A 20,610-nucleotide genomic window follows, 5' to 3' on the forward strand; every position below is an offset into this window, starting at 1 on the left:
TCAGCCGGTGACGACTAGCGCTTCGAGAACTGCGACGCCTTGCGGGCCTTCTTGAGACCGGCCTTCTTGCGCTCGATGACGCGGGCGTCACGGGTGAGGAAGCCGGCCTTCTTGAGGGCCGCGCGGTTGTTCTCGCGGTCGATCTCGTTCAGCGTGCGGGCGATGGCGAGGCGGAGCGCGCCGGCCTGACCCGAGGGGCCGCCACCGGTGATGCGGGCGACGACGTCGTACGAGCCGAGGAGCTCGAGCACCTTGAACGGGTCGTTGATGAGCTGCTGGTGCAGCTTGTTCGGGAAGTAGTCCTCGAGCGTGCGACCGTTCACGACGAACGTGCCGGAGCCCGGAACGAGTCGAACGCGCGCGATGGCCTCCTTGCGGCGCCCGACGGCTCCGCCGGAGACGTTGAGGATCTGACGGGGAGCAGCCTCGGCAGCGGCGGGTGCGCTCTCCGTGGTGAAGCTCTCCGGGGTCTGGTCGAGGGAATCAGCGATCTGAGCCATGAGTTTCTCTATGTCCTTGAAGTCGTCGTGGCCGGAACTACTGTGCGACCTGGTCGAAGATGTACGCCTTGGGCTGCTGCGCGGCGTGCGGGTGCTCCGCGCCGGCGTAGACCTTCAGCTTCTTGAGCTGCTCGCGGCCGAGGGTGTTCTTCGGCAGCATGCCGCGGATCGCCTTCTCGACGGCGCGGGTGGGGTGCTTCTCGAGCATCTCCGGGTAGGAGGTCGCCGTCAGGCCGCCCGGGTACCCCGAGTGACGGTAGTAGACCTTCTTCGCGAGCTTCGAACCGGTCAGTGCGACCTTGTCGGCGTTCACGATGATGACGTAGTCACCCATGTCCATGTGCTGGGCGAAGGTGGCCTTGTGCTTGCCGCGCAGGAGCGCCGCGGCGTGGGTGGCGAGACGGCCGAGGACGACGTCGGTGGCGTCGATGACGATCCAGTCGTGCTGGACGTCTGCCGGCTTCGGTGAGAACGTGCGAGTCACAGGAGTGCTGCTTTCGTGTCGAGGTGAGGAGTCCGTGAATCCCACTCCGGTCGGGAGTTCCGCGGGCAGAAGCACGGGGAACACCTCGGTTGGAGGGCTCATCTGACTGTCCGCGCGCGGGGCGCACAGACCAAGGTAGGAGCCTAGCCGACGCGGGGTGCGTCGGTCAAACGCGGCCACCCGCGGCCTGGAGGCGCGGGGCGGCCCCGCACCGCGCCTCCCGTCCGCCGCGCGGTCGCGCCCACCGCGCACGGTGAGCAGAAGACGTCGAGTCCGCACCGCGAACCCGACGTCTTCTGCACACTCATCGCCCCGACGTGGGGCGTGGGGACTACTCCGCAGCCGCAGCCCGACGGCGGCGGCGGCGCACGACCAGCACACCAGCGCCCGCCGCGAGCAGCAGGAACGCCACCAGCGCACCGGCACCCATCCCTGCGGCGCCCGTGAACGCGAGCTGCCCGTCCGCGGTGATCGTGATCGGGGTCCACCCGATCAGCGCGATGTGCACCAGCGGAGGTGTCCGCCGGGATCGTGACGCGCACCGTGCCCTCAGCGCCGACCGTCACCGTTCCGATCAGCGTCGGGGTCGAGTACAACCACACGGCCACGACGTCACCCGCGTACTGCGTGCCCACCGTCACCGTGATGGTCTCCCCCGCACGAGCCGACGACGGCGCCGAGACGCTCCCGCGGTTCGCGTCGGCGAGACCGGTCTCCGACGGGGCCACCGGCGGCACCGCCCCGGGAGTCGACGGGGTCGGAGCGGGGGTCGGCTTCGAGGGCGTCGGGCTCGGCACCGGGGTCGGGTCGGTCCCGGGCTCGGTGCCCGGGTCCGTGCCCGGGGCGTCCAGGTCGAAGCCGACCAGGATCGGGTCGTGGTCGCTCGCCCGGTACACGTCGTCGGTGTACAGGTTCGTCGCGTTGTAGTTGTAGCGGCTGTACTCCAGGCCCACCGACTCGACCGAGTTGATGTTCCAGATGTCCACGCCCGTGACCGTCTCGAGTGCGGCCTTCGAGGCGAACACGTGGTCGAGCGAACCGCTCAGGCCGGAGAACACGTAGGAGTACTCGGTGCTGTCCCGAGCCGGGCCGAGGTCGGTGTAGCCGGCGTCGTCGAGGACGACCACCGGGTCCTCCTTGCTGTAGGCGTTGAAGTCGCCGAGCATGAACACCTTGTCGGTGCCGTACTGGTCCTGCATGGCGCTGGAGAAGGTCACGAGGGCCTTCGCCTGGGCCACGCGGGACGCGTTCGACGCTCCCTGCCCGTCACCCTGGTCGGCGTTCTCACCGGTGCCGGAGCCCTTGGACTTGAAGTGGTTCGCGATCACCAGGAAGTCGTCGTCCGCGGTGCCACCGACCGGGCGGAACGCGTCCGCGACGGGCTGGCGGGCGTTCGTGAACGCGTCGTCGAGCAGGATCGTGGACTCGCCGACGGGCTCGACGCGGGCCTTCTTGTAGATGAGTGCGAGGCGGATGACGTCCTCGCTCGCGGGCACGACGGCCGGGGACTTCGCGTACGCCCAGGTGTCCTGGCCGGTGGCGGCGTTGAGTGCGTCGACCAGGGTGGCCACGGCGGCGTCGCGGTCCTGGCCGAAGCGGGCCGAGTTCTCGATCTCCTCGAGCGAGACGACGTCGGCGTCCAGCCCGTTGATGGCCTTGACGATCTTGACCTGCTGGCGCAGGAAGTCCTCCTGCTCAGCGGCGCCGCGGGCGTCGCAACCGGAGTTCACCGTGACGGGGTCGCCGGCACGGTCCGTGTAGTACTTGCAGCCGGTGAGCTCGTCGCCCGTGGTCGGGAAGTAGTTGAGCACGTTGAAGCCGGCGAGCTTCAGGTCACCGCCGACGTCCTGCGGTGCCGGCTGGCGCACCTTCGAGAACGACGCGGGCAGGTCGGCCGCCGGGGTCGCACCGGTGATCGGCGCGGTCGGCTGGAACTTCCACCCGTTGTTGCGGTAGTCGAGGACGACCGGCTCGGTGAAGGTGGCGGCGGCCCCGACGGTGACGGGGCCCTGGGTGAGCCACGACACCGGGATGCCCTGGTTCGCCTGGGTCAGGAAGTTCGTGCTCGCGCCGTCGTCGAGCGTGACCTTGCGCGCGGCGTTGTCGGCCTCGACGGCCTTCGCTTCGGCGCTGCCGGGGCGACCGACCTCGGTCGGCTGGACCAGACGCTTCGTCCCACTGGCGAGCACGACCTCGCCGTACTGGTTCGTCGTGTAGTTGTCGGCGACGGTGAAGGCGCCCTGGGGAGCGACGAGCATGCTCTCGAGCGACTCCCGCTGGGCGTCGGACGACGGGAACGCGACCGCGGCGGGCAGCGGTGCCGCGACGGTGTCGTCGAGCTGCTGCAGCGACGAGGCACCGGACACCGTGAGCTCGGTCAGGCCGAAGTACTCGGAGACGGCGCCGGTGACGCGAACGTGGTCGCCCCGCTGCACCAGGCCGGCGGTGGCGGACGAGAACACGAACACGGCGTCGGACGCGGTGTGGGCGCCGAGGTCGATCGCGCCGCCGGTGCCGGCGGTCTGGATCGTGTAGCCGTTGAAGCCACCGGTGCCGTACACCGCGGTGACGACGCCGTCGGTCGTGACGTTCTTGCCGGCGTACGGCGAGGTGTCCGTGGTGCCCTGCAGCTGGGCGATGGTCACCGTCTCGGCGGGGGTGCCGGGCGTGGGGGTCCCGCCGTCGCCCGGGTCGGTCGGGTCCGTGGGTTCGGTCGGCGCCGTCGTCTCGCCCGCGGCGTTCCGCGGGGTGAGCGTCGTCGTCACCGAGAAGTCCGCGCCGTTGACGTCGGTGTCCGTGGTGCCCTGGCGGACCAGGCCGTTCGGCACCGAGTTGTCCCCGGTCACGGCGCGGACGGTCGACTCGAACGTGTTCGAGGCGCCGTAGCCGAGCAGGTCGACGACGCCGTCGGTGCCTGCGGCGACGGGTCCGGCGGCGAGCGCCAGCGGTGCGGTGGCGTCGGAGAGCACGAGGGTGCCCGTGGTGCCCGACGGGGTGAGCGACGCGGTGTCGTCGGCGGCGGGCAGGTCCTCGCCGGCCGCGGTGGCCCCGCCGTTGCCCGCCATCGACACCAGGAAGGTGCCCTTCGCCGGCACGGTGCCCGCGAGCGCGCTGGCCGAGAAGGTGCCGGTGCCCGTCGCGGAGCGGTACTGCAGCGACCACCCGTCGAGCGACACCGGGGCGTCGGTCGGGTTGCCGATCTCGACGAACTTCTGGTTGTAGGAGGCGCCCTTGCTGCCCGCCTTCAGGTAGGCCTCCTCGATGACGAGGCCGGTCCCCTCGGGGTTCGCGGACGCTGCGGTGACGGTGACGAGTGGTGCCGCGAGGAGCGTCGCGGCCGCCGTGGCGCACAGCAGAGTGCGCCCGAGGGTGTTGGCCATGCCCGCACGCTACCGACCTGCGGGGACATTCAGGTTGCGCTGAGGTGAATGATTGCGTTCGGCAACATCAGCGATGCGGCGGCATCAGCCGATCGGCAGCCAGGTCCCGCCCACGCGCCGCACGGCTGGTCCGTGTCCGGGCAGTACCAGTGCCGGGAACGGCAGCGCCCGCGCCGACTCGAGCGCGCGGTCCTGGTCGGCGGTGAAGAACGGCGTGATCATCCGCGGCCGCGGGGCCCACGACCCGGGCTGGGTGTCGTGGCGACTGACGACCGCGTCGCCCGTCACGATCGCGTCGGCTGCGGGCAGCAGGTACGCCGTCGAACCGTCGGTGTGCCCGACGGCCGGGAACGGCGCGATCGCGCGTCCCGCGAAGTCCGCGCCCGTGAACGCACGCGCCGACGGCACGGTGGTGGGCCGCAGGGCGTCCGACCGGATCGCCCGTGCCAACCAGGCGAGGACGCGTGGGCTGGCGAGCCGACCGCCGATCTCCGCCGGGGTGACCTGCTGCCGCTCCGGCCCGCGGACGTTGTCGAGCTCGTCGGCGTGCGCGAGCACCTCGACGTACGGGTACCGCTCCAGGATCCCGGGGATGCCGCCGACGTGGTCGACGTGTCCGTGCGTGACGTAGACGCGTCGGAGGTCGGCGGGGTCGTGTCCGGCGGCGCGCACGGTGTCGAGCACCAGGTCCGTGTCGGCCGGGTACCCCGCGTCGATGAGCGCGACGCCGTCCTCCTCCGCCAGCACCACCCAGTTCGACACCGGGCCCTCGACGAAGACGACTCCGGGGGCGACGGACACGACGGAACGGGGTTCGCGCGGGCTCATCCCTCGACGGTACCGTCCGCCGAGCGTCGGGCCCGGGTCTGCTCCGCCCGCTCCGCGAGCGCAGCGTCCGCCGGGTAGCCCACCTCGGTCAGGGTCAGTCCCTTCGCGGGCGCCGTCTTGAACGCGCTGGTGCGTTCCTCGGCGACGCGCAGTTCCTCGAGGCGGTCCGGGCCGAAGCGGCCCTCGCCGACGGCGATGGTCGCGCCGACCATGGCCCGCACCATCGAGTGGCAGAAGGCGTCGGCCTGGAGGCGCGCCACCAGCACGCCGTCCGGCTCGCGGTCCCAGCGGAACTGCTGCAACGTCCGGATGGTGGTCGCCCCCTCGCGCGGCTTGCAGAACGTCGCGAAGTCGTGCAGCCCGAGCAGCGTCAGCGCACCGCGCTCCATCGCTGCCGGGTCGAGCCGCGCCGCGTGCCAGAGCGTGTGCCCCCGCCGACGTGGATCGCGCGGGGCGTCGGCGTCCGCGATCCGGTACTCGTACCGGCGCCAGAGTGGCGAGAACCGGGCGTCGAACCCGGCGGGCGCCACCGAGGCCCCGGTGACGACGACGTCCCCCTCGGGTGCCGCGATGCCGTTGACCCGCTTGCGCAACCCGTCGAGGGGTGAGCGGCCCGACCCACGCTTCCCGGTGAGTGCTGCCCACTGCTCTGCCGACAGGTCCAGGTGCGCGACCTGCCCGGTGGCGTGCACGCCTGCATCGGTGCGTCCGGCGACGGTGAGCAGCGGCGGTTCGCCCCAGCGGGTGAAGACGGTGGCGAGGGCGGCTTCGAGGGCACCCTGCACGGTCCGGAGCCCGGGCTGCCGTGCCCACCCGGAGAACGCGGCCCCGTCGTAGGCGATGTCGAGCCGCAGCCGCACGTCGGCGGTGCTGTCGGCGTCCTGCAACCCGGCCGTCTCGTCCACGTGACCACCGTAGCGGGGGTGGTCCGTGCCTCCCGGCCGGTGCCCCGTCCACCGGGTCGTGGCTGCCTGCACCCGTTCAGCCGCGCGGCCGACCGAACGCTGACGGGCCCGTGCGGGTGTCGAGGTCGTCGGTGGCGCGTCGCTCGGACTCGACGATCCCGCGCAGGGCGACGAGCGCGGCCGACGTGACGGCGACGTGGGAGGGGTTCTCGCGCGAGGCGTCGAGCGCTTGCTCGAGGTCGGCGATCGCCGCCTCGGCCTGGTCCTCCGGGGAGTCGCCGCGGATCGTGCTGGCGATCTTCCGGAGCGCCTCGGCGATGGGCGTGGCGAAGGCGGGGTCCGGCCGCCCGACGCCCTCGGAAACCGGGCCGGAACGTGCCACGAGCTCGGTGAGGTCCGTCGTGTACCAGGCGACCCGTTCCAGCGCGCGGAAGCGTCCACCGTCCTTCTGGAGCCGCGCGCGGGATCCGCGCAGGGCACCGCGGGGGTTGAGCCGTCGGCTCTCGTGCGCGATCGCCACGCGCGACCGCACGTCGGCGATGGCGCGGTCCAGGCGGTCCTGCTGGTGGTCCCACGCCTTCTCGTCGCGCTTGCCCTCTTCGAGCACGGCAGCCAGGCCGTCGAGGTGGTCGGCGAGCACGCCGTTCACCGCGTCGATGCGGTGTTCGGCGTCCCAGAAGTGCAGCGGCGGGAACACCAGGAAGTTGACGAGCAGCCCGACGACCACGCCCACGGCCATCTGCACCAGGTACCCGAGCGAGTAGCCCTCGGCGTGCGCACCGCCGACGAGCAGCACGAAGAGCGCCGCGGTGGACACCCACGAGCTGCCCTCGCCCAGCACGCGGAACCCACCGACGAGCACACCGACGCCGACCGCCAGGGCGATCGCCAGGAAACCGGGGTCCCCGACCCACATCGTGAACCCGGCGATCAGGATGCCGAGCGCGATCCCGACCAGGGTCTGCACGCCGCTCCGGATGCCCGCGAACACCGTGGTCTGCATCGCGACGACGGCACCGAGCGGTGCGTAGTAGGGGTACTCGGCCGCGACGCCCGGCATGTGCTGCGCGACGAACCAGGCGATCACCGCGGCGGCAGCGGCCTTGCCGGCGTGCAGCAGGCGCGGCTGCGTGCCCGAGGTCCGGCTCCACCGCCAGACCCGTGTCCCCAGACCCGCTACGTGCTGGAACGCCATGACTTCCCTCCGTCGCACCCGGCCGGTGACGTTACGCGGAGCAGTCGGTGAGCGCGACCAGCCTCGGGCACGACGAAGCCCCCGCGACCTGGGTCGCGGGGGCTTCGTCGTGGTGGCCGCGCGCCAGAGGCGCACCGGACTACTTGGTGTCGGCGTCGTCCGACTTCTCGGCGGCGTCGGCCTCGACCTCGGCAGCTGCCTCGGTCTCGGACTCGGTCTCGACCGGGGCGGACTCCTCGGTGGTCTCGGTCTCCTCGACCGGGGCCTCCTCGGTGGTCTCGTCGGCGGCCGGGGCGGCAGCAGCGGCCGGAGCCGAGTTGCGCTTGACCGGAGCGGGCGTGCTCGAGACGGGCTCGAGGACGAGCTCGATCGACGCCAGCGGGGCGTTGTCGCCCTTGCGGAAGCCGAGCTTCGTGATGCGGGTGTAACCACCCTGGCGGTCCTCGACCTGGGGGGCGATCTCGGTGAACAGCGTGTGCACGACGGACTTGTCGCGCAGGATGCTGATCACACGACGACGCGCGTGCAGGTCGCCGCGCTTCGCGAACGTGATGAGACGCTCCGCGACCGGACGGAGGCGCTTGGCCTTCGTCTCGGTGGTCGTGATGCGACCGTGCGTGAAGAGGGCGTTGGCGAGATTGCTCAGGAGCAGGCGCTCGTGGGCGGGACCGCCACCGAGGCGGGGGCCCTTGGTGGGCTTCGGCATGTCAGTTCTCCAGTGGTGAAAGTGGTGCGCGCGGTGTCAGCGCGCTTGCGCGTGAGCGCGAGGTCAGTTGTTGGACTCGTCCTCGTCGTACCCGCTGTAGAAGTGGGCGCCGTCGAATCCGGGGACGGTGTCCTTGAGGGACAGGCCGAGCTCGGTGAGCTTGTCCTTGACCTCGTCCACCGACTTCTGACCGAAGTTGCGGATGTTCATGAGCTGCGTCTCCGACAGGGCGACGAGCTCGGACACCGTGTTGATGCCCTCCCGCTTCAGGCAGTTGTAGCTGCGGACCGACAGGTCGAGGTCCTCGATCGGGGTCTGCAGTTCGTTCGAGAGCACGGCGTCGACCGGCGCGGGGCCGATCTCGATGCCCTCGGCCGCCGTGTTGAGCTCGCGAGCGAGCCCGAACAGCTCGACCAGCGTGCGACCGGCCGACGCGATGGCGTCGCGCGGCGTGATGGCCGGCTTCGCTTCGACGTCGACGACCAGGCGGTCGAAGTCCGTGCGCTCACCGGCACGCGTCGCCTCGACGCGGTAGGTGACCTTGAGGACGGGCGAGTAGATCGAGTCGATCGGGATCTGACCGGCTTCGCTGAACTCGGAACGGTTCTGCGTCGCCGAGACGTAGCCACGGCCACGCTCGATCGTCAGCTCGAGCTCGAAGCGCGCGGTGTCGTTCAGGGTCGCGATGACGAGTTCCGGGTTGTGGATCTCGACGCCGGCCGGAGCGGAGATGTCCGCTGCGGTGACCTGACCGGCACCCTGCTTGCGCAGGTACGCCGTGATGGGCTCGTCGTGCTCGCTGGAGACGACCAGGCTCTTGATGTTGAGGATGATCTCGGTGACGTCTTCCTTGACACCGGGAACGGTGCTGAACTCGTGGAGGACGCCGTCGATGCGGATGCTGGTGACAGCCGCGCCGGGGATCGAGGAGAGGAGCGTGCGGCGCAGCGAGTTGCCGAGGGTGTACCCGAAGCCGGGCTCGAGCGGCTCGATGACGAAGCGCGAGCGGTGCTCGGAGATCGGCTCCTCGGTCAGGGTGGGGCGCTGTGCAATGAGCACTGTGGGATTCCTTTCGGCGAAGTGTCCGCTATATGACACTTGGCGGTACGACGGGGCCGCATGGGCCCCGACGGGTCTGTTGAGTTGTGATCACGCGCACACACGTGCGCGATCGAACGACCAGGAATGGCCGCGGGCCCTGCCCGCCCTCGCCGGAACTGATCCGGTCAGGGGACGAGCAGGGCGCGGCCGGTTGCTCCTCGCGTCAGACGCGGCGGCGCTTGGGCGGGCGGCACCCGTTGTGCGCCTGCGGCGTGACGTCGTTGATCGAGCCGACCTCGAGGCCAGCGGCCTGGAGGGAACGGATCGCGGTCTCGCGACCCGAACCCGGGCCCTTCACGAAGACGTCGACCTTCTTGACGCCGTGCTCCTGCGCCTGACGCGCAGCGGACTCGGCAGCGAGCTGCGCCGCGAACGGCGTCGACTTGCGCGAACCCTTGAAGCCCACGGCACCCGAGGACGCCCAGCTGAGGACGGCACCCGACGGGTCGGTGATGCTGACGATCGTGTTGTTGAACGTGCTCTTGATGTGGGCCTGGCCCACAGCGACGTTCTTCTTCTCCTTGCGGCGCGGCTTGCGCGCGGCAGTCTTGGGGGTAGCCATCGGGGTCTCCTATCGAGCCTTCTTCTTGCCTGCCACGGTGCGCTTCGGTCCCTTGCGGGTACGAGCGTTGGTCTTGGTGCGCTGACCGCGCACCGGGAGACCACGACGGTGGCGGAGACCCTCGTAGCTGCCGATCTCGACCTTGCGTCGGATGTCGGCGGCGACCTCACGGCGGAGGTCACCCTCGACCTTGAAGTTGCCCTCGATGAAGTCACGGAGGGCGACGAGCTGGTCGTCGGTCAGGTCCTTGACGCGGATGTCACCGGAGATACCGGTCTCCGTCAGTGCCTGGACGGCGCGGGTACGGCCGACGCCGTAGATGTACGTGAGTGCGATCTCCACGCGCTTCTCGCGCGGGATGTCGACGCCTGCTAGACGTGCCATGTGATGGCTGCTCCTGTTGTCGATGGAGGTGTGGCGCAGTACCGGTGCTCGGGCCTCCGCCCCGAGGTGTCCCCCGGCCGTCGTGCGGTCGGGTTCTGGTACTGCGTTGTCGATCTTCAGTTGTGGGTCGTGCTCGAGCAGCCTGGTGTCCGAGGGACACCGTCGGCGCCGGTCACACGCCCGGGACTAGCCCTGGCGCTGCTTGTGACGCGGGTTGCTCTTGCAGATCACCATGACGCGGCCCTTGCGGCGAATCACACGGCAGTGTTCGCAGATGGGCTTGACGCTGGGGTTGACCTTCATGGTTCTTTCCTCGTGCTCGCTGGCTTCGTGCTCGGCAGGATTGCCGTGCCGTTCCTTTCCAGCTCGCGGATCACTTGTAGCGGTAGACGATCCGGCCGCGGGTCAGGTCGTACGGGCTCAGCTCCACGATCACGCGGTCCTCGGGGAGGATGCGGATGTAGTGCTGGCGCATCTTCCCGGAGATGTGCGCGAGGACCTTGTGTCCGTTCGTCAGCTCAACGCGGAACATCGCGTTGGGCAGAGCTTCGAGCACCGAGCCTTCGATCTCGATGACGCCGTCTTTCTTGGCCATAGCCTCACTGTCGCTTGGTTGTGGAACAGGTGTGATCCCCGAACCGGTCTGCGGGTCGGTCGCCACACCCGAAAGGGCATGACACACCAAAGATCGATCTTATGTGGTAAACCCGCAATTGCCAAGTGGGGGCGCGGAACACCCCACGTCTGGGGCTTCCGGAGCAGTGTCTGAGCGTTCCACAGTGGTTTGACGGCGCGCTCCGGGCGCGCTCATGCGTGCGAACCGTAGTTTTGCTCCGCAGCCACGTCCGCCGCGCCAGCAGCCAACGCGACGGACCACCGAACGGAGAACACGTGCCCGACGCCACACGACGCCCCTTCGCCAGTCACGGCAAGCAGGCCCGTCGCCGGGGTTGGGGCACGCTCGTCACCGTCGTGGCGTCCGCCGTCGCCGTCCTGCTCGTCAGCGGCACGAGCGTCGCCGCGATCGCCGGCGCACAGCTGTCGTCCGCTCCCCGGACCGTCGCGCTCAGCACCGACGACCAGAGCACCGCGAAGACCGCCGACATCTCGGCGATCAAGGGCGGGGCGAACATCCTGCTCATCGGCAGCGACACCCGTGTCGGCCAGTTCGACTCCGACGAGGACGTCGAGGGCGCTCGCAACGACGTCACGATGCTCATCCACATCTCGGCCGACCACCAGCAGCTCACCGCGGTCAGCTTCCCCCGTGACCTGATGGTCCCGATCCCGGCGTGCACGAACCCCGCGACCGGCACGACCTACCCCGCCGCGACGTCGGCGATGTTCAACACCGCACTCGGCAACGGTGGTGTCTCCTGCGTCGTGGACACGGTCGAGAACCTGACCGGCCTGAGCATCCCCTACGCCGGCCTCATCACCTTCGACGGTGTCATCGAGATGTCGAACGCCCTGGGCGGCGTCGACGTCTGCGTCGCCCAGCCGATCGACGACACGTTCACCGGCCTGCACCTGACGAAGGGCTCGCACTCGCTCCAGGGCACGGACGCCCTGGCCTTCCTGCGCAGTCGCCACGGTGTCGGGGACGGCAGCGACCTGGCCCGGATCAGCTCGCAGCAGGTGTTCCTCTCTGCACTGCTCCGCAAGGTCACCTCGGACGGCACCCTCTCGAACCCCATCACGCTCTACAAGCTGGCCGGCGCCGCGCTGTCCAACATGACGCTCTCCGACGGGCTGGCGCAGACCGGGACACTGGTCAAGCTCGCCGCCGCCCTGCGTGGGATGAGCACGGCCAACATGCTCTTCGTGCAGTACCCCGTCGTCGACGACCCCGCCGACAACGCGCGCGTGGTCGTCGACCAGGAGACCGCGCACACGCTCAACGTGGCGCTGCAGAACGACGTCCGGTCCTCGCTGAGCGACTCGAGCACCGGCCGGGCGTCCGAGGAGTCGACGTCGAGCGGCGGATCGTCGGGCACGACCGGGTCGTCGGGGTCGTCGGGATCGTCGGGAACGTCGACTGGCGGTTCGTCGCCTGCCGGCACCCCCGCACCCTCGTCGAGCGCGACGGCCACCCGGACGCCGGCCGCGTCGGCGACACCGCTGCCCTCGTCGATCACCGGGCAGAGTGCCTCGGAGCAGACCTGCTCCGTCGGCAACTGACGGCCGCCGCCGTCGGTCGCCCACCCGCACGGTCCGCCTGACGCGCCCTGAGCGCGCGCCGCACACACGGGGACCCGGCGGGGCGGACCCGGGCCGCGCCTCCAGGCCGTCAGGCCGTCAGGCCGTCAGGTCGTCAGGCCATCAGGCCCAGCCCTGGAGGCCCGCCCTACGGGATCGGGACGGGCGTCACGCCCAGCGGGGCCAGGCCCCGTGCGCCGCCGTCGGCGGCGGTGAGCACCCAGATGCCGGACGCGTGCACCGCGACGCTGTGCTCCCAGTGGGCGGCGTCCTTGCCGTCCAGCGTGCGGACCGTCCAGTCGTCGTCGTCCGTCGAGCTGTCGATCGACCCGGCCGTGACCATGGGCTCGATGGCGACCACCAGGCCGGGCTTGACGGCCGGACCGGCACCACGGACGCGGTAGTTGAAGACGGGTGGTTCCTCGTGCATCGACCGGCCGATGCCGTGGCCGGTGTAGTCCTCGACGATGCCCCACGAACCGGTCTCGTCGATCGCGTCCTCGACCGCCGAGCCGACCTCGTGCAGGTTCTTGGCGCTGGCCAGTGCTGCGATGCCGTGCCAGAGCGACCGCTCCGTCGTGTCGCAGAGCGCCTGCCGAGCCACCGTGACCGTCTCGTCGCCACCGGGGACGACGGTCGTGAAGGCGCTGTCGCCGTTCCAACCGTCGACCTCGGCACCGGCGTCGACCGACACGATGTCACCGGGCGCGAGCACGCGGTCGCCGGGGATCCCGTGCACGATCTCGTCGTTCACCGAGACGCACAGGGTGTGGCGGTAGCCGGGGACGAGCTGGAAGTTCGGGATGCCGCCGCCGTCGCGGATCGTGCGCTCCGCGATCGCGTCGAGCGCACCGGTGGTGACGCCGGGACGGATCGCTGCACGGACGGCGTCCAGCGCCTCAGCCGTCAGCAGCCCCGGGCGGACCATCGCCCGGAGCTCGTCCGGGGTCTTGTAGATCGAGGGCTTCCGGAACCGCACCACGCTGGTCAGACGGCCGCGGCGAGCCCGCGACCCGACAGTGCGGTCTGGATCCGGTCGCCGACCTCGTCGATGCCGCCGAGGCCGTCGACGTCGACCACCAGGCCACGCTCGCCGTACGCCGCCACGATGGGCGCCGTCTGCTCGGCGTAGACCTGCTGACGACGACGGATCGTCTCCTCGTTGTCGTCGCTGCGGCCCTGGTCCTCAGCACGCTTCAGCAGGCGACCGACGAGCTCGTCCTGGTCCGCGACGAGCTGCACGACGGCGTCGATCCCGGTGCCCTGCTCAGCGAGCAGTGCGTCGAGGTACTCGACCTGGCCGACCGTCCGGGGGTAGCCGTCGAGCAGGAACCCGTTCTCGGCGTCCGGCTCCTGCAGCCGGGACTTGACGAGCTCGTTCGTGAGCGAGTCCGGCACGTAGTCGCCGGCGTCCATGATCGCCTTCGCCTGGACGCCGAGGGGCGTGCCCTCTGCCACGTTCTTGCGGAAGATGTCCCCGGTCGAGATGGCGGGGATCCCGAAGGACTCGGCGATGCGGCCGGCCTGGGTGCCCTTCCCGGCTCCGGGAGGTCCGACGATGATGAGACGTGCGCTCAACGGAGAAGCCCTTCGTAGTGACGCTGCTGCAGCTGGGAGTCGATCTGCTTCACGGTCTCGAGACCGACACCCACGATGATGAGGATGCTCGCGCCACCGAACGGGAAGTTCTGGTTCGCGCCGAACAGCGCCAGTGCTGCCAGCGGGATGAGCGCGATGAGACCGAGGTAGAGCGAGCCGGGCAGCGTCACCCGGGTGAGGACGTAGTCGAGGTACTCGGCGGTCGGACGCCCGGCACGGATGCCGGGGATGAACCCGCCGTACTTCTTCATGTTGTCGGCGACCTCTTCGGGGTTGAAGGTGATCGCCACGTAGAAGTACGTGAACCCGACGATGAGCAGGAAGTACAGGACCATGTAGAACCAGTTGTCACCCGAGGTCAGGTTGTTCTGGACCCAGGTCACCCACGCGGCCGGCTCGGAGCCGTCGGAGGGCTGGTTGAACTGCGCGACCAGGGCCGGCAGGTACAGCAGCGACGAGGCGAAGATGACGGGCACGACGCCGGCCATGTTCACCTTGATCGGGATGTACGTGTTGTTGCCGCCGTACGTCCGCCGCCCGACCATGCGCTTGGCGTACTGCACGGGGATCCGGCGCTGTGACTGCTCGACGAACACGACGGCCATCATGATCACGAGTCCGACGAGGATCACGAACAGGAAGAGCTCGAAGGACTGCGACTGCTCGATCGCCCAGAGCGCCGACGGGAACTGCGCCGCGATCGACGTGAAGATCAGGAGCGACATGCCGTTGCCGATGCCGCGCTCGGTGACGAGCTCGCCCATCCACATGATGATGCCGGTGCCGGCGGTCAGCGTGACGACCATCAGCATGATGGCGTACCAGCTGTCGTTCGAGATGATCGACGTGCAGGAGGCGGAGGCGTTGGTGCCGAACAGGGCGCCGGAACGAGCGACCGTGATCAGGGTCGTGGACTGCAGGACGCCCAGCGCGATCGTGAGGTACCGCGTGTACTGCGTCAGCTTCGCCTGGCCCGACTGGCCCTCCTTGTAGAGGGTGTCGAAGTGCGGGATGACCACGCGCAGCAGCTGCACGATGATCGACGACGTGATGTACGGCATGATGCCGAGCGCGAAGACCGAGAGCTTCAGCAGCGCGCCGCCGGAGAAGAGGTTGATCAGGTCGTAGAGGCCGCCGGAGGACGACGCGCTGGCGAGACAGCTCTGCACAGCGGTGTAGTCGACGAACGGTGCCGGGATGTACGACCCGAGACGGAACAGCGCGATGATCGCGAGGGTGAAGCCGATCTTCTTGCGAAGATCAGGGGTGCGCATGATGCGCGCGACCGCTCTGAACACGATGACTCCGAACTTGTGGGACCGGGGCCGTCGATCGCGGCCGGACCGGTTTCGGTCGGCAGGGCCGACCCGGCTGGCGGATGCCGGCCACTGTCAAGGAAACCGTAACGGCGGCCCGTGCGCAAACGCACGGGCCGATGAAGTCTTCAGCGACGTGCACGCCCTTCTGGACGCCGTTGCTGTTCCAGACCTTGCCGCTGACGGTCTTGATCTGCTCGAACGTCGCGAGCTCCCCGTCGGCACCACGGACGCACATCACGCTGTGCTCGGTCGCGGGGCCCGCAACGGTGACGTCGCCACCATCGGGGTAGAGCTCCGAGATCTTGTCCAGGTTCACGACCTGGTACTCGACCCGGAACGGGTTCTTGAACCCGCGGAGCTTCGGGGTGCGCATGTGCAGCGGCATCTGCCCACCCTCGAAGCCGACCCGGACCTGGTAACGGGCCTTCGTGCCCTTGGTACCACGCCCAGCGGTCTTGCCCTTCGAGCCCTCACCGCGACCCACACGGGTGCGGTCCTTCTTGGCGCCCTCTGCGGGACGGAGGTGGTGCAGCTTCAGCACCTGCACGCGCTCGTTCTTCTCGTCGCTCATGCGTCGACCTCCTCGACCTTCACGAGGTGCGCCACCGTCGCGATGTACCCGCGGTTCTGGGAGTTGTCCTCACGCTCGACCGAACGGCCGATGCGCTTGAGGCCCAGGCTGCGCAGGGTGTCGCGCTGGTACTGCTTCTCGCTGATAACGGACTTGATCTGCGTGATCTTCAGCATCGCCATCACGCACCTGCCTTCTCGGTCGCGGCACGCAGGGCTGCGGCCTCGGCCTGGAGCAGACGGGCCGGGACGACCCGCTCGACGTCGAGGCCACGACGGCTCGCGACGGCGCGGGGCTCCTCGAGCTGCTTCAGAGCCTCGACGGTCGCGTGCACGATGTTGATGGTGTTCGACGAGCCGAGCGACTTGCTCAGCACGTCGTGGATGCCGGCGCACTCGAGCACGGCGCGGACCGGACCACCGGCGATGACACCGGTACCGGGGCCTGCCGGACGCAGGAGGACGACGCCAGCGGCGGCTTCACCCTGCACCGGGTGCGGGATCGTGTTGCCGACGCGGGGGACGCGGAAGAAGTTCTTCTTCGCCTCTTCGACGCCCTTGGAGATCGCCGTGGGGACCTCCTTGGCCTTGCCGTAGCCGACGCCCACGAGGCCGTTGCCGTCGCCGACGACGACGAGCGCCGTGAAGCTGAAGCGACGACCACCCTTGACGACCTTCGACACGCGGTTGATGGTCACCACGCGCTCGAGGAACTGGCTGTCGCCACCGCGGTTGTTGCGGTCACGGCCCTGCTGACGGTCACGACCGCCACCACGACGGCCACGGTTGTCAGCGGAGTCGCGGTTGTTGGACGCGGAACCCGCGGCGGTCTCGACCGGACGCTCGGCGACGGCAGGTGCCTCAGCCTCCTTGCCGGTCTTGGCGCCCTCGGCAGGTGCCTCGGCGGTCGCATCGGTGGCCGTGGCCTCCGTGCTCGCCTCGGTGGCCTCCGTGGTCTCGACTGCCTCGGTCTCCGTGGCCTCGACGGCCTCGGTCTTGGCGTCTTCGTTGGTGTTCGCGTTGTCGCTCACAGGTTCAGCCCTCCTTCACGGGCACCATCGGCGATCGCGGCGACGCGACCGGCGTACTTGCTGCCACCGCGGTCGAAGACCACGGCCTCGACGCCAGCCGACTTCGCGCGCTCGGCGAGGAGCTCACCGACGCGACGGGCCTTGGCGGTCTTGTCGCCGTCGAACGAGCGGAGGTCTGCCTCCATCGTCGAGGCGCTGGCGAGGGTGTGACCCTTCGCGTCGTCGATGACCTGCACGAACACGTGACGCGACGAGCGGGTGACGGCGAGACGGGGACGAGCCTCGGTGCCGGTGATCTTCTTGCGGAGACGGTTGTGACGACGCGCCTTGGCGGCCGCCTTGCTCTTGCCTCGTGTCTTGAGGAGTCCCATGATCACTTACCTGACTTTCCGGCCTTGCGGCGCACGTTCTCGCCGGCGTAACGGACACCCTTGCCCTTGTAGGGCTCGGGCTTCCGGAGCTTCCGGATGTTCGCGGCGACCTCGCCGACAGCCTGCTTGTCGATACCGGCGACGGTGACCTTGTTGTTGCCCTCCACCGCGAAGCTGATGCCCGCCGGCGGCTCGACCGTGATCGAGTGGGAGTACCCGAGCGCGAACTCGAGGTTCGAGCCCTTGGCCGCGACACGGTAACCGGTGCCGACGACCTCGAGGCCCTTGGTGTAGCCCTGGGTCACGCCGATGATGTTGTTGGCGATGAGGGTCCGGGTCAGTCCGTGGAGCGAACGCGACTCGCGCTCGTCGTCCGGACGGGTGACGAGGACCTGGTTCTCCTCGACCTTGGCCTGGATGGGCTCCGCGATGACGAGCGCGAGCTCGCCCTTCGGGCCCTTGACCGCCACGTTCTGACCGTCAACGGAGACGGTGACGCCGGCGGGGATGTCGATGGGGAGACGTCCGATTCGTGACATTGTCGATCACCACACGTAGGCGAGGACTTCCCCACCCACGCCCTTCTGCTCGGCTTCGCGGTCGGTCAGGAGGCCGGAGGAGGTCGAGAGGATCGCCACACCGAGGCCACCGAGGACCTGGGGGATCTCCGTCGACTTCGCGTAGACCCGGAGGCCCGGCTTCGAGACGCGCTTGATGCCGGCGATCGAACGCTCGCGCTCGGGGCCGTACTTCAGGTCGATGGTGAGGGTCTGCCCGACTCGGGCGTCCTCCACCTTCCACTCGCTGATGTAGCCCTCACGCTTGAGGATGTCGGCGATGTTCTTCTTGAGCTTGGAGCTCGGGAGCGCGACTGCGTCGTGGTGCGCGGAGTTCGCGTTCCGCAATCTGGTCAGCATGTCTGCGACCGGATCGGTCATCGTCATGATGTTCGTCCATTTCTCGCCTGGTTTCGACACCCGTTCCACGAATGCCGACCTGAGCGATCGAGTGATCCCGGGGCGGTTCCCCGAGATCGGTGTGTTCGTGCGTGCGGGCCGGAGGACGTGAATCCTCCGGCCCGCACTGCTCGAAGTAGCTTAGACCGTCTGCTCGTTGGAGCGGAACGGGAAGCCGAGCTGCCGGAGCAGCGCGCGTCCCTCGTCGTCCGTCTTCGCGGTGGTCACGACAGTGATGTCGAAGCCGCGGACACGGTCGATGCGGTCCTGGTCGATCTCGTGGAACACGGACTGCTCCGTGAGACCGAACGTGTAGTTGCCGTTGCCGTCGAACTGCTTGTCGCTGAGACCGCGGAAGTCGCGGATGCGGGGCAGTGCGAGCGTGACCAGGCGGTCGAGGAACTCCCACGCGCGGTCACCACGGAGGGTGACGTGCGCGCCGATGGCCTGACCCTCGCGCAGCTTGAACTGTGCGATGGACTTGCGGGCGATGTTCACCTGGGGCTTCTGACCCGTGATCGCCGTGAGGTCCTTGATGGCCCCCTCGATGATCTTCGAGTCGCGAGCTGCCTCACCGACACCGGTGTTCACGACGACCTTGACCAGGCCGGGGACCTGGTTGACGTTCGCGTAACCGAACTGCTCGGTGAGGGCCGTCTTGATCTCGGCCAGGTACTTCTGCTTGAGGCGCGGCTGGATCTTGCCAGCGGGCGCAGCAGTCGTGTCAGTCATCAGAGCTTCTCACCAGACTTCTTCGCGTAGCGGACACGGACGGTCTTCTTGACGCCGTCCTTCTCCACCTCTTCGGTGCGGAAACCGACACGCGTCGGCTTCTTCGTCTTCGGGTCGACGAGCGCGACGTTCGAGACGTGGATCGAGGCTTCGTGCTGCTCGATGCCACCGGTCTTCGAACCACGCTGCGTCTGGCCGACGCGGACGTGCTTCGTGACGAAGTTCACGCCCTCGACGACGACGCGGTTCTTGTCCTTGAGGACCTCGATGACCTTGCCCTGCTTGCCACGGTCGCCGCCACGCTCCTGCGTCGCGCCCGTGATGACCTGGACGAGGTCACCCTTCTTGATGTTCGCCATGGCTTACAGCACCTCCGGCGCGAGCGAGATGATCTTCATGAACTTCTTGTCACGGAGCTCGCGACCGACCGGACCGAAGATGCGCGTACCGCGCGGGTCGCCGTCGGCCTTGAGGATCACTGCCGCGTTCTCGTCGAACTTGATGTAGGAGCCGTCCTGACGACGGGTCTCCTTCTTGGTGCGAACGATGACGGCCTTGACGACGTCACCCTTCTTCACGTTGCCGCCGGGGATGGCGTCCTTCACCGTGGCGACGATGACGTCACCGAGGCCGGCGTAGCGACGACCCGAGCCACCGAGCACGCGGATGGTCAAGATCTCCTTGGCACCCGTGTTGTCGGCGACCTTCAGGCGGGATTCCTGCTGAATCACTGCTGTCTCCTATTCCGAAGCAGGCCGAGGCCTACTTGGCCTTCTCGAGGATCTCGACCAGGCGCCAGCGCTTGGACGCGCTGAGGGGACGGGTCTCGCTGATCACGACGAGGTCGCCGACACCAGCGGTGCCGAGCTCGTCGTGGGCCTTCACCTTGGACGTACGACGGATGATCTTGCCGTAGAGCGCGTGCTTCACGCGGTCCTCGACCTCGACCACGATGGTCTTGTCCATCTTGTCGCTCGTCACGTAGCCGCGACGCGTCTTGCGGTAGCCGCGAGTGAGGGCGGCGGAGTTCTTCTCTTCGTTCGCCATTACTTCTCCTCGGCGGTCTCGGCCTCGGTCGACTCGGCCGGCTTGTCAGCCTTCTTCGTCGTCTTCTTGGCCTTGGGGGCGGTCTCGACGGGCGCGGGAGTGGCACGGATGCCGAGCTCGCGCTCGCGGAGGACGGTGTAGATGCGGGCGATGTCGCGCTTGACGGCACGGAGACGACCGTGGCTCTCCAGCTGGCCGGTGGCCGACTGGAAGCGGAGGTTGAAGAGCTCCTCCTTGGCCTTCTTCAGCTCGTCAGCGAGACGCTCGTTCTCGAACGTGTCGAGCTCCGTCGGACGGAGCTCCTTGGAACCGATCGCCATTATGCGTCGCCCTCCTCGCGCTTGATGATGCGTGCCTTGAGGGGCAGCTTGTGGATTGCACGAGTCAACGCCTCGCGGGCGATCTCCTCGCTGACGCCGGAGAGCTCGAAGAGCACCCGGCCCGGCTTCACGTTCGCGACCCACCACTCGGGCGAACCCTTACCGGAACCCATGCGGGTCTCGGCGGGCTTCTTGGTCAGCGGACGGTCCGGGTAGATGTTGATCCAGACCTTGCCACCACGCTTGATGTGACGCGTCATGGCGATACGAGCGGACTCGATCTGACGGTTGGTCACGTACGCCGGGGTGAGGGCCTGGATGCCGTAGTCGCCGAAGCTGACCTTGGTACCACCGGTTGCCTGACCCGAACGCTTCGGGTGGTGCTGCTTGCGGTGCTTGACTCGACGGGGAATAAGCATGG

27 protein-coding genes and 2 pseudogenes are annotated in these 20,610 nt (G+C 68.9%); 1 reads left to right on the plus strand and 28 read right to left on the minus strand.

Annotation, left to right across the window (positions count from 1 at the left end; genetic code table 11):
* Positions 1-14 precede the first annotated feature (14 nt).
* The 13 genes and pseudogenes from rpsI to infA all read right to left on the minus strand — a co-directional run bounded on the left by rpsI (position 15) and on the right by infA (position 10,640).
* Positions 15-500: a 30S ribosomal protein S9 gene (gene rpsI, locus ASF75_RS13035; RefSeq protein WP_017885499.1), complete on the minus strand. Its 486-nt coding sequence runs from the start codon at positions 498-500 to the stop codon at positions 15-17.
* Between the two features lie 37 nt (positions 501-537).
* Positions 538-984, minus strand: coding sequence for a 50S ribosomal protein L13 (gene rplM, locus ASF75_RS13040; protein WP_017885500.1), 447 nt, complete (start codon positions 982-984; stop codon positions 538-540).
* Between the two features lie 331 nt (positions 985-1,315).
* Positions 1,316-1,414 (minus strand): hypothetical protein, encoded by a 99-nt coding sequence (locus ASF75_RS18320; RefSeq protein WP_082509762.1) that lies wholly within the window; start codon positions 1,412-1,414, stop codon positions 1,316-1,318.
* A gap of 478 nt (positions 1,415-1,892) precedes the next feature.
* Positions 1,893-4,364: pseudogene (locus ASF75_RS13045) on the minus strand (ExeM/NucH family extracellular endonuclease); the annotation flags it as partial.
* 84 nt (positions 4,365-4,448) lie between these two features.
* Complete coding sequence (locus ASF75_RS13050) at positions 4,449-5,192, minus strand: MBL fold metallo-hydrolase (protein ID WP_056072032.1); 744 nt, start codon at positions 5,190-5,192, stop codon at positions 4,449-4,451.
* Complete coding sequence (gene truA / locus ASF75_RS13055; protein ID WP_200942696.1) at positions 5,189-6,097, minus strand: tRNA pseudouridine(38-40) synthase TruA; 909 nt, start codon at positions 6,095-6,097, stop codon at positions 5,189-5,191. Before truA ends, ASF75_RS13050 begins: the two co-directional genes overlap by 4 nt.
* Positions 6,098-6,173: 76 nt before the next feature.
* Complete coding sequence (locus ASF75_RS13060; protein ID WP_056072035.1) at positions 6,174-7,292, minus strand: FUSC family protein; 1,119 nt, start codon at positions 7,290-7,292, stop codon at positions 6,174-6,176.
* A gap of 139 nt (positions 7,293-7,431) precedes the next feature.
* Positions 7,432-7,998 (minus strand): 50S ribosomal protein L17, encoded by a 567-nt coding sequence (gene rplQ / locus ASF75_RS13065; RefSeq protein WP_042537495.1) that lies wholly within the window; start codon positions 7,996-7,998, stop codon positions 7,432-7,434.
* A 63-nt stretch (positions 7,999-8,061) separates the two neighbouring features.
* Positions 8,062-9,057 carry a DNA-directed RNA polymerase subunit alpha gene (locus tag ASF75_RS13070; RefSeq protein WP_017885506.1) on the minus strand — a complete coding sequence of 332 codons (996 nt, stop codon included), beginning with the start codon at positions 9,055-9,057 and terminating at the stop codon, positions 8,062-8,064.
* A gap of 205 nt (positions 9,058-9,262) precedes the next feature.
* Positions 9,263-9,661 carry a 30S ribosomal protein S11 gene (gene rpsK, locus ASF75_RS13075; RefSeq protein ID WP_017885507.1) on the minus strand — a complete coding sequence of 133 codons (399 nt, stop codon included), beginning with the start codon at positions 9,659-9,661 and terminating at the stop codon, positions 9,263-9,265.
* A 9-nt stretch (positions 9,662-9,670) separates the two neighbouring features.
* On the minus strand, positions 9,671-10,045 hold the full coding sequence (gene rpsM, locus ASF75_RS13080; protein ID WP_017885508.1) for a 30S ribosomal protein S13: 375 nt from the start codon (positions 10,043-10,045) through the stop codon (positions 9,671-9,673).
* A gap of 186 nt (positions 10,046-10,231) precedes the next feature.
* A complete protein-coding gene (rpmJ, locus tag ASF75_RS17420) occupies positions 10,232-10,348 on the minus strand; it encodes a 50S ribosomal protein L36 (protein WP_022903266.1) in 117 nt (38 codons plus the stop codon).
* A 70-nt stretch (positions 10,349-10,418) separates the two neighbouring features.
* Positions 10,419-10,640: a translation initiation factor IF-1 gene (gene infA, locus ASF75_RS13085; protein ID WP_017885509.1), complete on the minus strand. Its 222-nt coding sequence runs from the start codon at positions 10,638-10,640 to the stop codon at positions 10,419-10,421.
* 296 nt (positions 10,641-10,936) lie between these two features.
* Here infA and ASF75_RS13090 point away from each other — a divergent pair, with 296 nt between their 5' ends.
* Positions 10,937-12,226 (plus strand): LCP family protein, encoded by a 1,290-nt coding sequence (locus ASF75_RS13090; protein ID WP_042537499.1) that lies wholly within the window; start codon positions 10,937-10,939, stop codon positions 12,224-12,226.
* 166 nt (positions 12,227-12,392) lie between these two features.
* On the opposite strand, the gene map is transcribed toward ASF75_RS13090, so the two are convergent.
* The 15 genes and pseudogenes from map to rplP form a co-directional block, all read right to left on the minus strand.
* On the minus strand, positions 12,393-13,172 hold the full coding sequence (gene map / locus ASF75_RS13095) for a type I methionyl aminopeptidase (protein ID WP_056072350.1): 780 nt from the start codon (positions 13,170-13,172) through the stop codon (positions 12,393-12,395).
* 59 nt (positions 13,173-13,231) lie between these two features.
* The gene (locus tag ASF75_RS13100; RefSeq protein WP_017885512.1) at positions 13,232-13,822 is read right to left on the minus strand and encodes an adenylate kinase; all 591 of its coding nucleotides are present in this window, start codon (positions 13,820-13,822) and stop codon (positions 13,232-13,234) included.
* Positions 13,819-15,141 (minus strand): preprotein translocase subunit SecY, encoded by a 1,323-nt coding sequence (secY, locus tag ASF75_RS13105; RefSeq protein WP_017885513.1) that lies wholly within the window; start codon positions 15,139-15,141, stop codon positions 13,819-13,821. The genes ASF75_RS13100 and secY overlap by 4 nt, the downstream gene beginning before the upstream one ends.
* Positions 15,142-15,424: 283 nt before the next feature.
* A pseudogene (gene rplO / locus ASF75_RS13110) lies at positions 15,425-15,733 on the minus strand (50S ribosomal protein L15); the annotation flags it as partial.
* Positions 15,730-15,915: a 50S ribosomal protein L30 gene (gene rpmD, locus ASF75_RS13115; RefSeq protein WP_017885515.1), complete on the minus strand. Its 186-nt coding sequence runs from the start codon at positions 15,913-15,915 to the stop codon at positions 15,730-15,732. The pseudogene rplO and the gene rpmD, both read right to left, overlap by 4 nt.
* Positions 15,915-16,763, minus strand: a complete 849-nt coding sequence (gene rpsE, locus ASF75_RS18155; protein WP_017885516.1) for a 30S ribosomal protein S5 — start codon at positions 16,761-16,763, stop codon at positions 15,915-15,917. The genes rpmD and rpsE overlap by 1 nt, the downstream gene beginning before the upstream one ends.
* Positions 16,760-17,134, minus strand: coding sequence for a 50S ribosomal protein L18 (rplR, locus tag ASF75_RS13125; protein WP_031259041.1), 375 nt, complete (start codon positions 17,132-17,134; stop codon positions 16,760-16,762). The genes rpsE and rplR overlap by 4 nt, the downstream gene beginning before the upstream one ends.
* Positions 17,135-17,136: 2 nt before the next feature.
* Positions 17,137-17,673: a 50S ribosomal protein L6 gene (gene rplF, locus ASF75_RS13130; protein WP_017885518.1), complete on the minus strand. Its 537-nt coding sequence runs from the start codon at positions 17,671-17,673 to the stop codon at positions 17,137-17,139.
* A 6-nt stretch (positions 17,674-17,679) separates the two neighbouring features.
* Positions 17,680-18,078 carry a 30S ribosomal protein S8 gene (rpsH, locus tag ASF75_RS13135; protein WP_017885519.1) on the minus strand — a complete coding sequence of 133 codons (399 nt, stop codon included), beginning with the start codon at positions 18,076-18,078 and terminating at the stop codon, positions 17,680-17,682.
* 153 nt (positions 18,079-18,231) lie between these two features.
* On the minus strand, positions 18,232-18,822 hold the full coding sequence (gene rplE / locus ASF75_RS13140) for a 50S ribosomal protein L5 (protein WP_042537502.1): 591 nt from the start codon (positions 18,820-18,822) through the stop codon (positions 18,232-18,234).
* The gene (gene rplX, locus ASF75_RS13145) at positions 18,822-19,181 is read right to left on the minus strand and encodes a 50S ribosomal protein L24 (RefSeq protein WP_017885522.1); all 360 of its coding nucleotides are present in this window, start codon (positions 19,179-19,181) and stop codon (positions 18,822-18,824) included. The genes rplE and rplX overlap by 1 nt, the downstream gene beginning before the upstream one ends.
* A gap of 3 nt (positions 19,182-19,184) precedes the next feature.
* Positions 19,185-19,553, minus strand: coding sequence for a 50S ribosomal protein L14 (gene rplN, locus ASF75_RS13150; RefSeq protein WP_017885523.1), 369 nt, complete (start codon positions 19,551-19,553; stop codon positions 19,185-19,187).
* Between the two features lie 31 nt (positions 19,554-19,584).
* Positions 19,585-19,869: a 30S ribosomal protein S17 gene (gene rpsQ / locus ASF75_RS13155; protein WP_017885524.1), complete on the minus strand. Its 285-nt coding sequence runs from the start codon at positions 19,867-19,869 to the stop codon at positions 19,585-19,587.
* On the minus strand, positions 19,869-20,189 hold the full coding sequence (rpmC, locus tag ASF75_RS18160; protein ID WP_017885525.1) for a 50S ribosomal protein L29: 321 nt from the start codon (positions 20,187-20,189) through the stop codon (positions 19,869-19,871). The genes rpsQ and rpmC overlap by 1 nt, the downstream gene beginning before the upstream one ends.
* Positions 20,189-20,608: a 50S ribosomal protein L16 gene (gene rplP, locus ASF75_RS13165; RefSeq protein ID WP_017885526.1), complete on the minus strand. Its 420-nt coding sequence runs from the start codon at positions 20,606-20,608 to the stop codon at positions 20,189-20,191. The genes rpmC and rplP overlap by 1 nt, the downstream gene beginning before the upstream one ends.
* Positions 20,609-20,610: the final 2 nt, after the last annotated feature.

The organism is Curtobacterium sp. Leaf154 (assembly GCF_001424595.1).
Classification (GTDB): domain Bacteria; phylum Actinomycetota; class Actinomycetes; order Actinomycetales; family Microbacteriaceae; genus Curtobacterium; species Curtobacterium poinsettiae.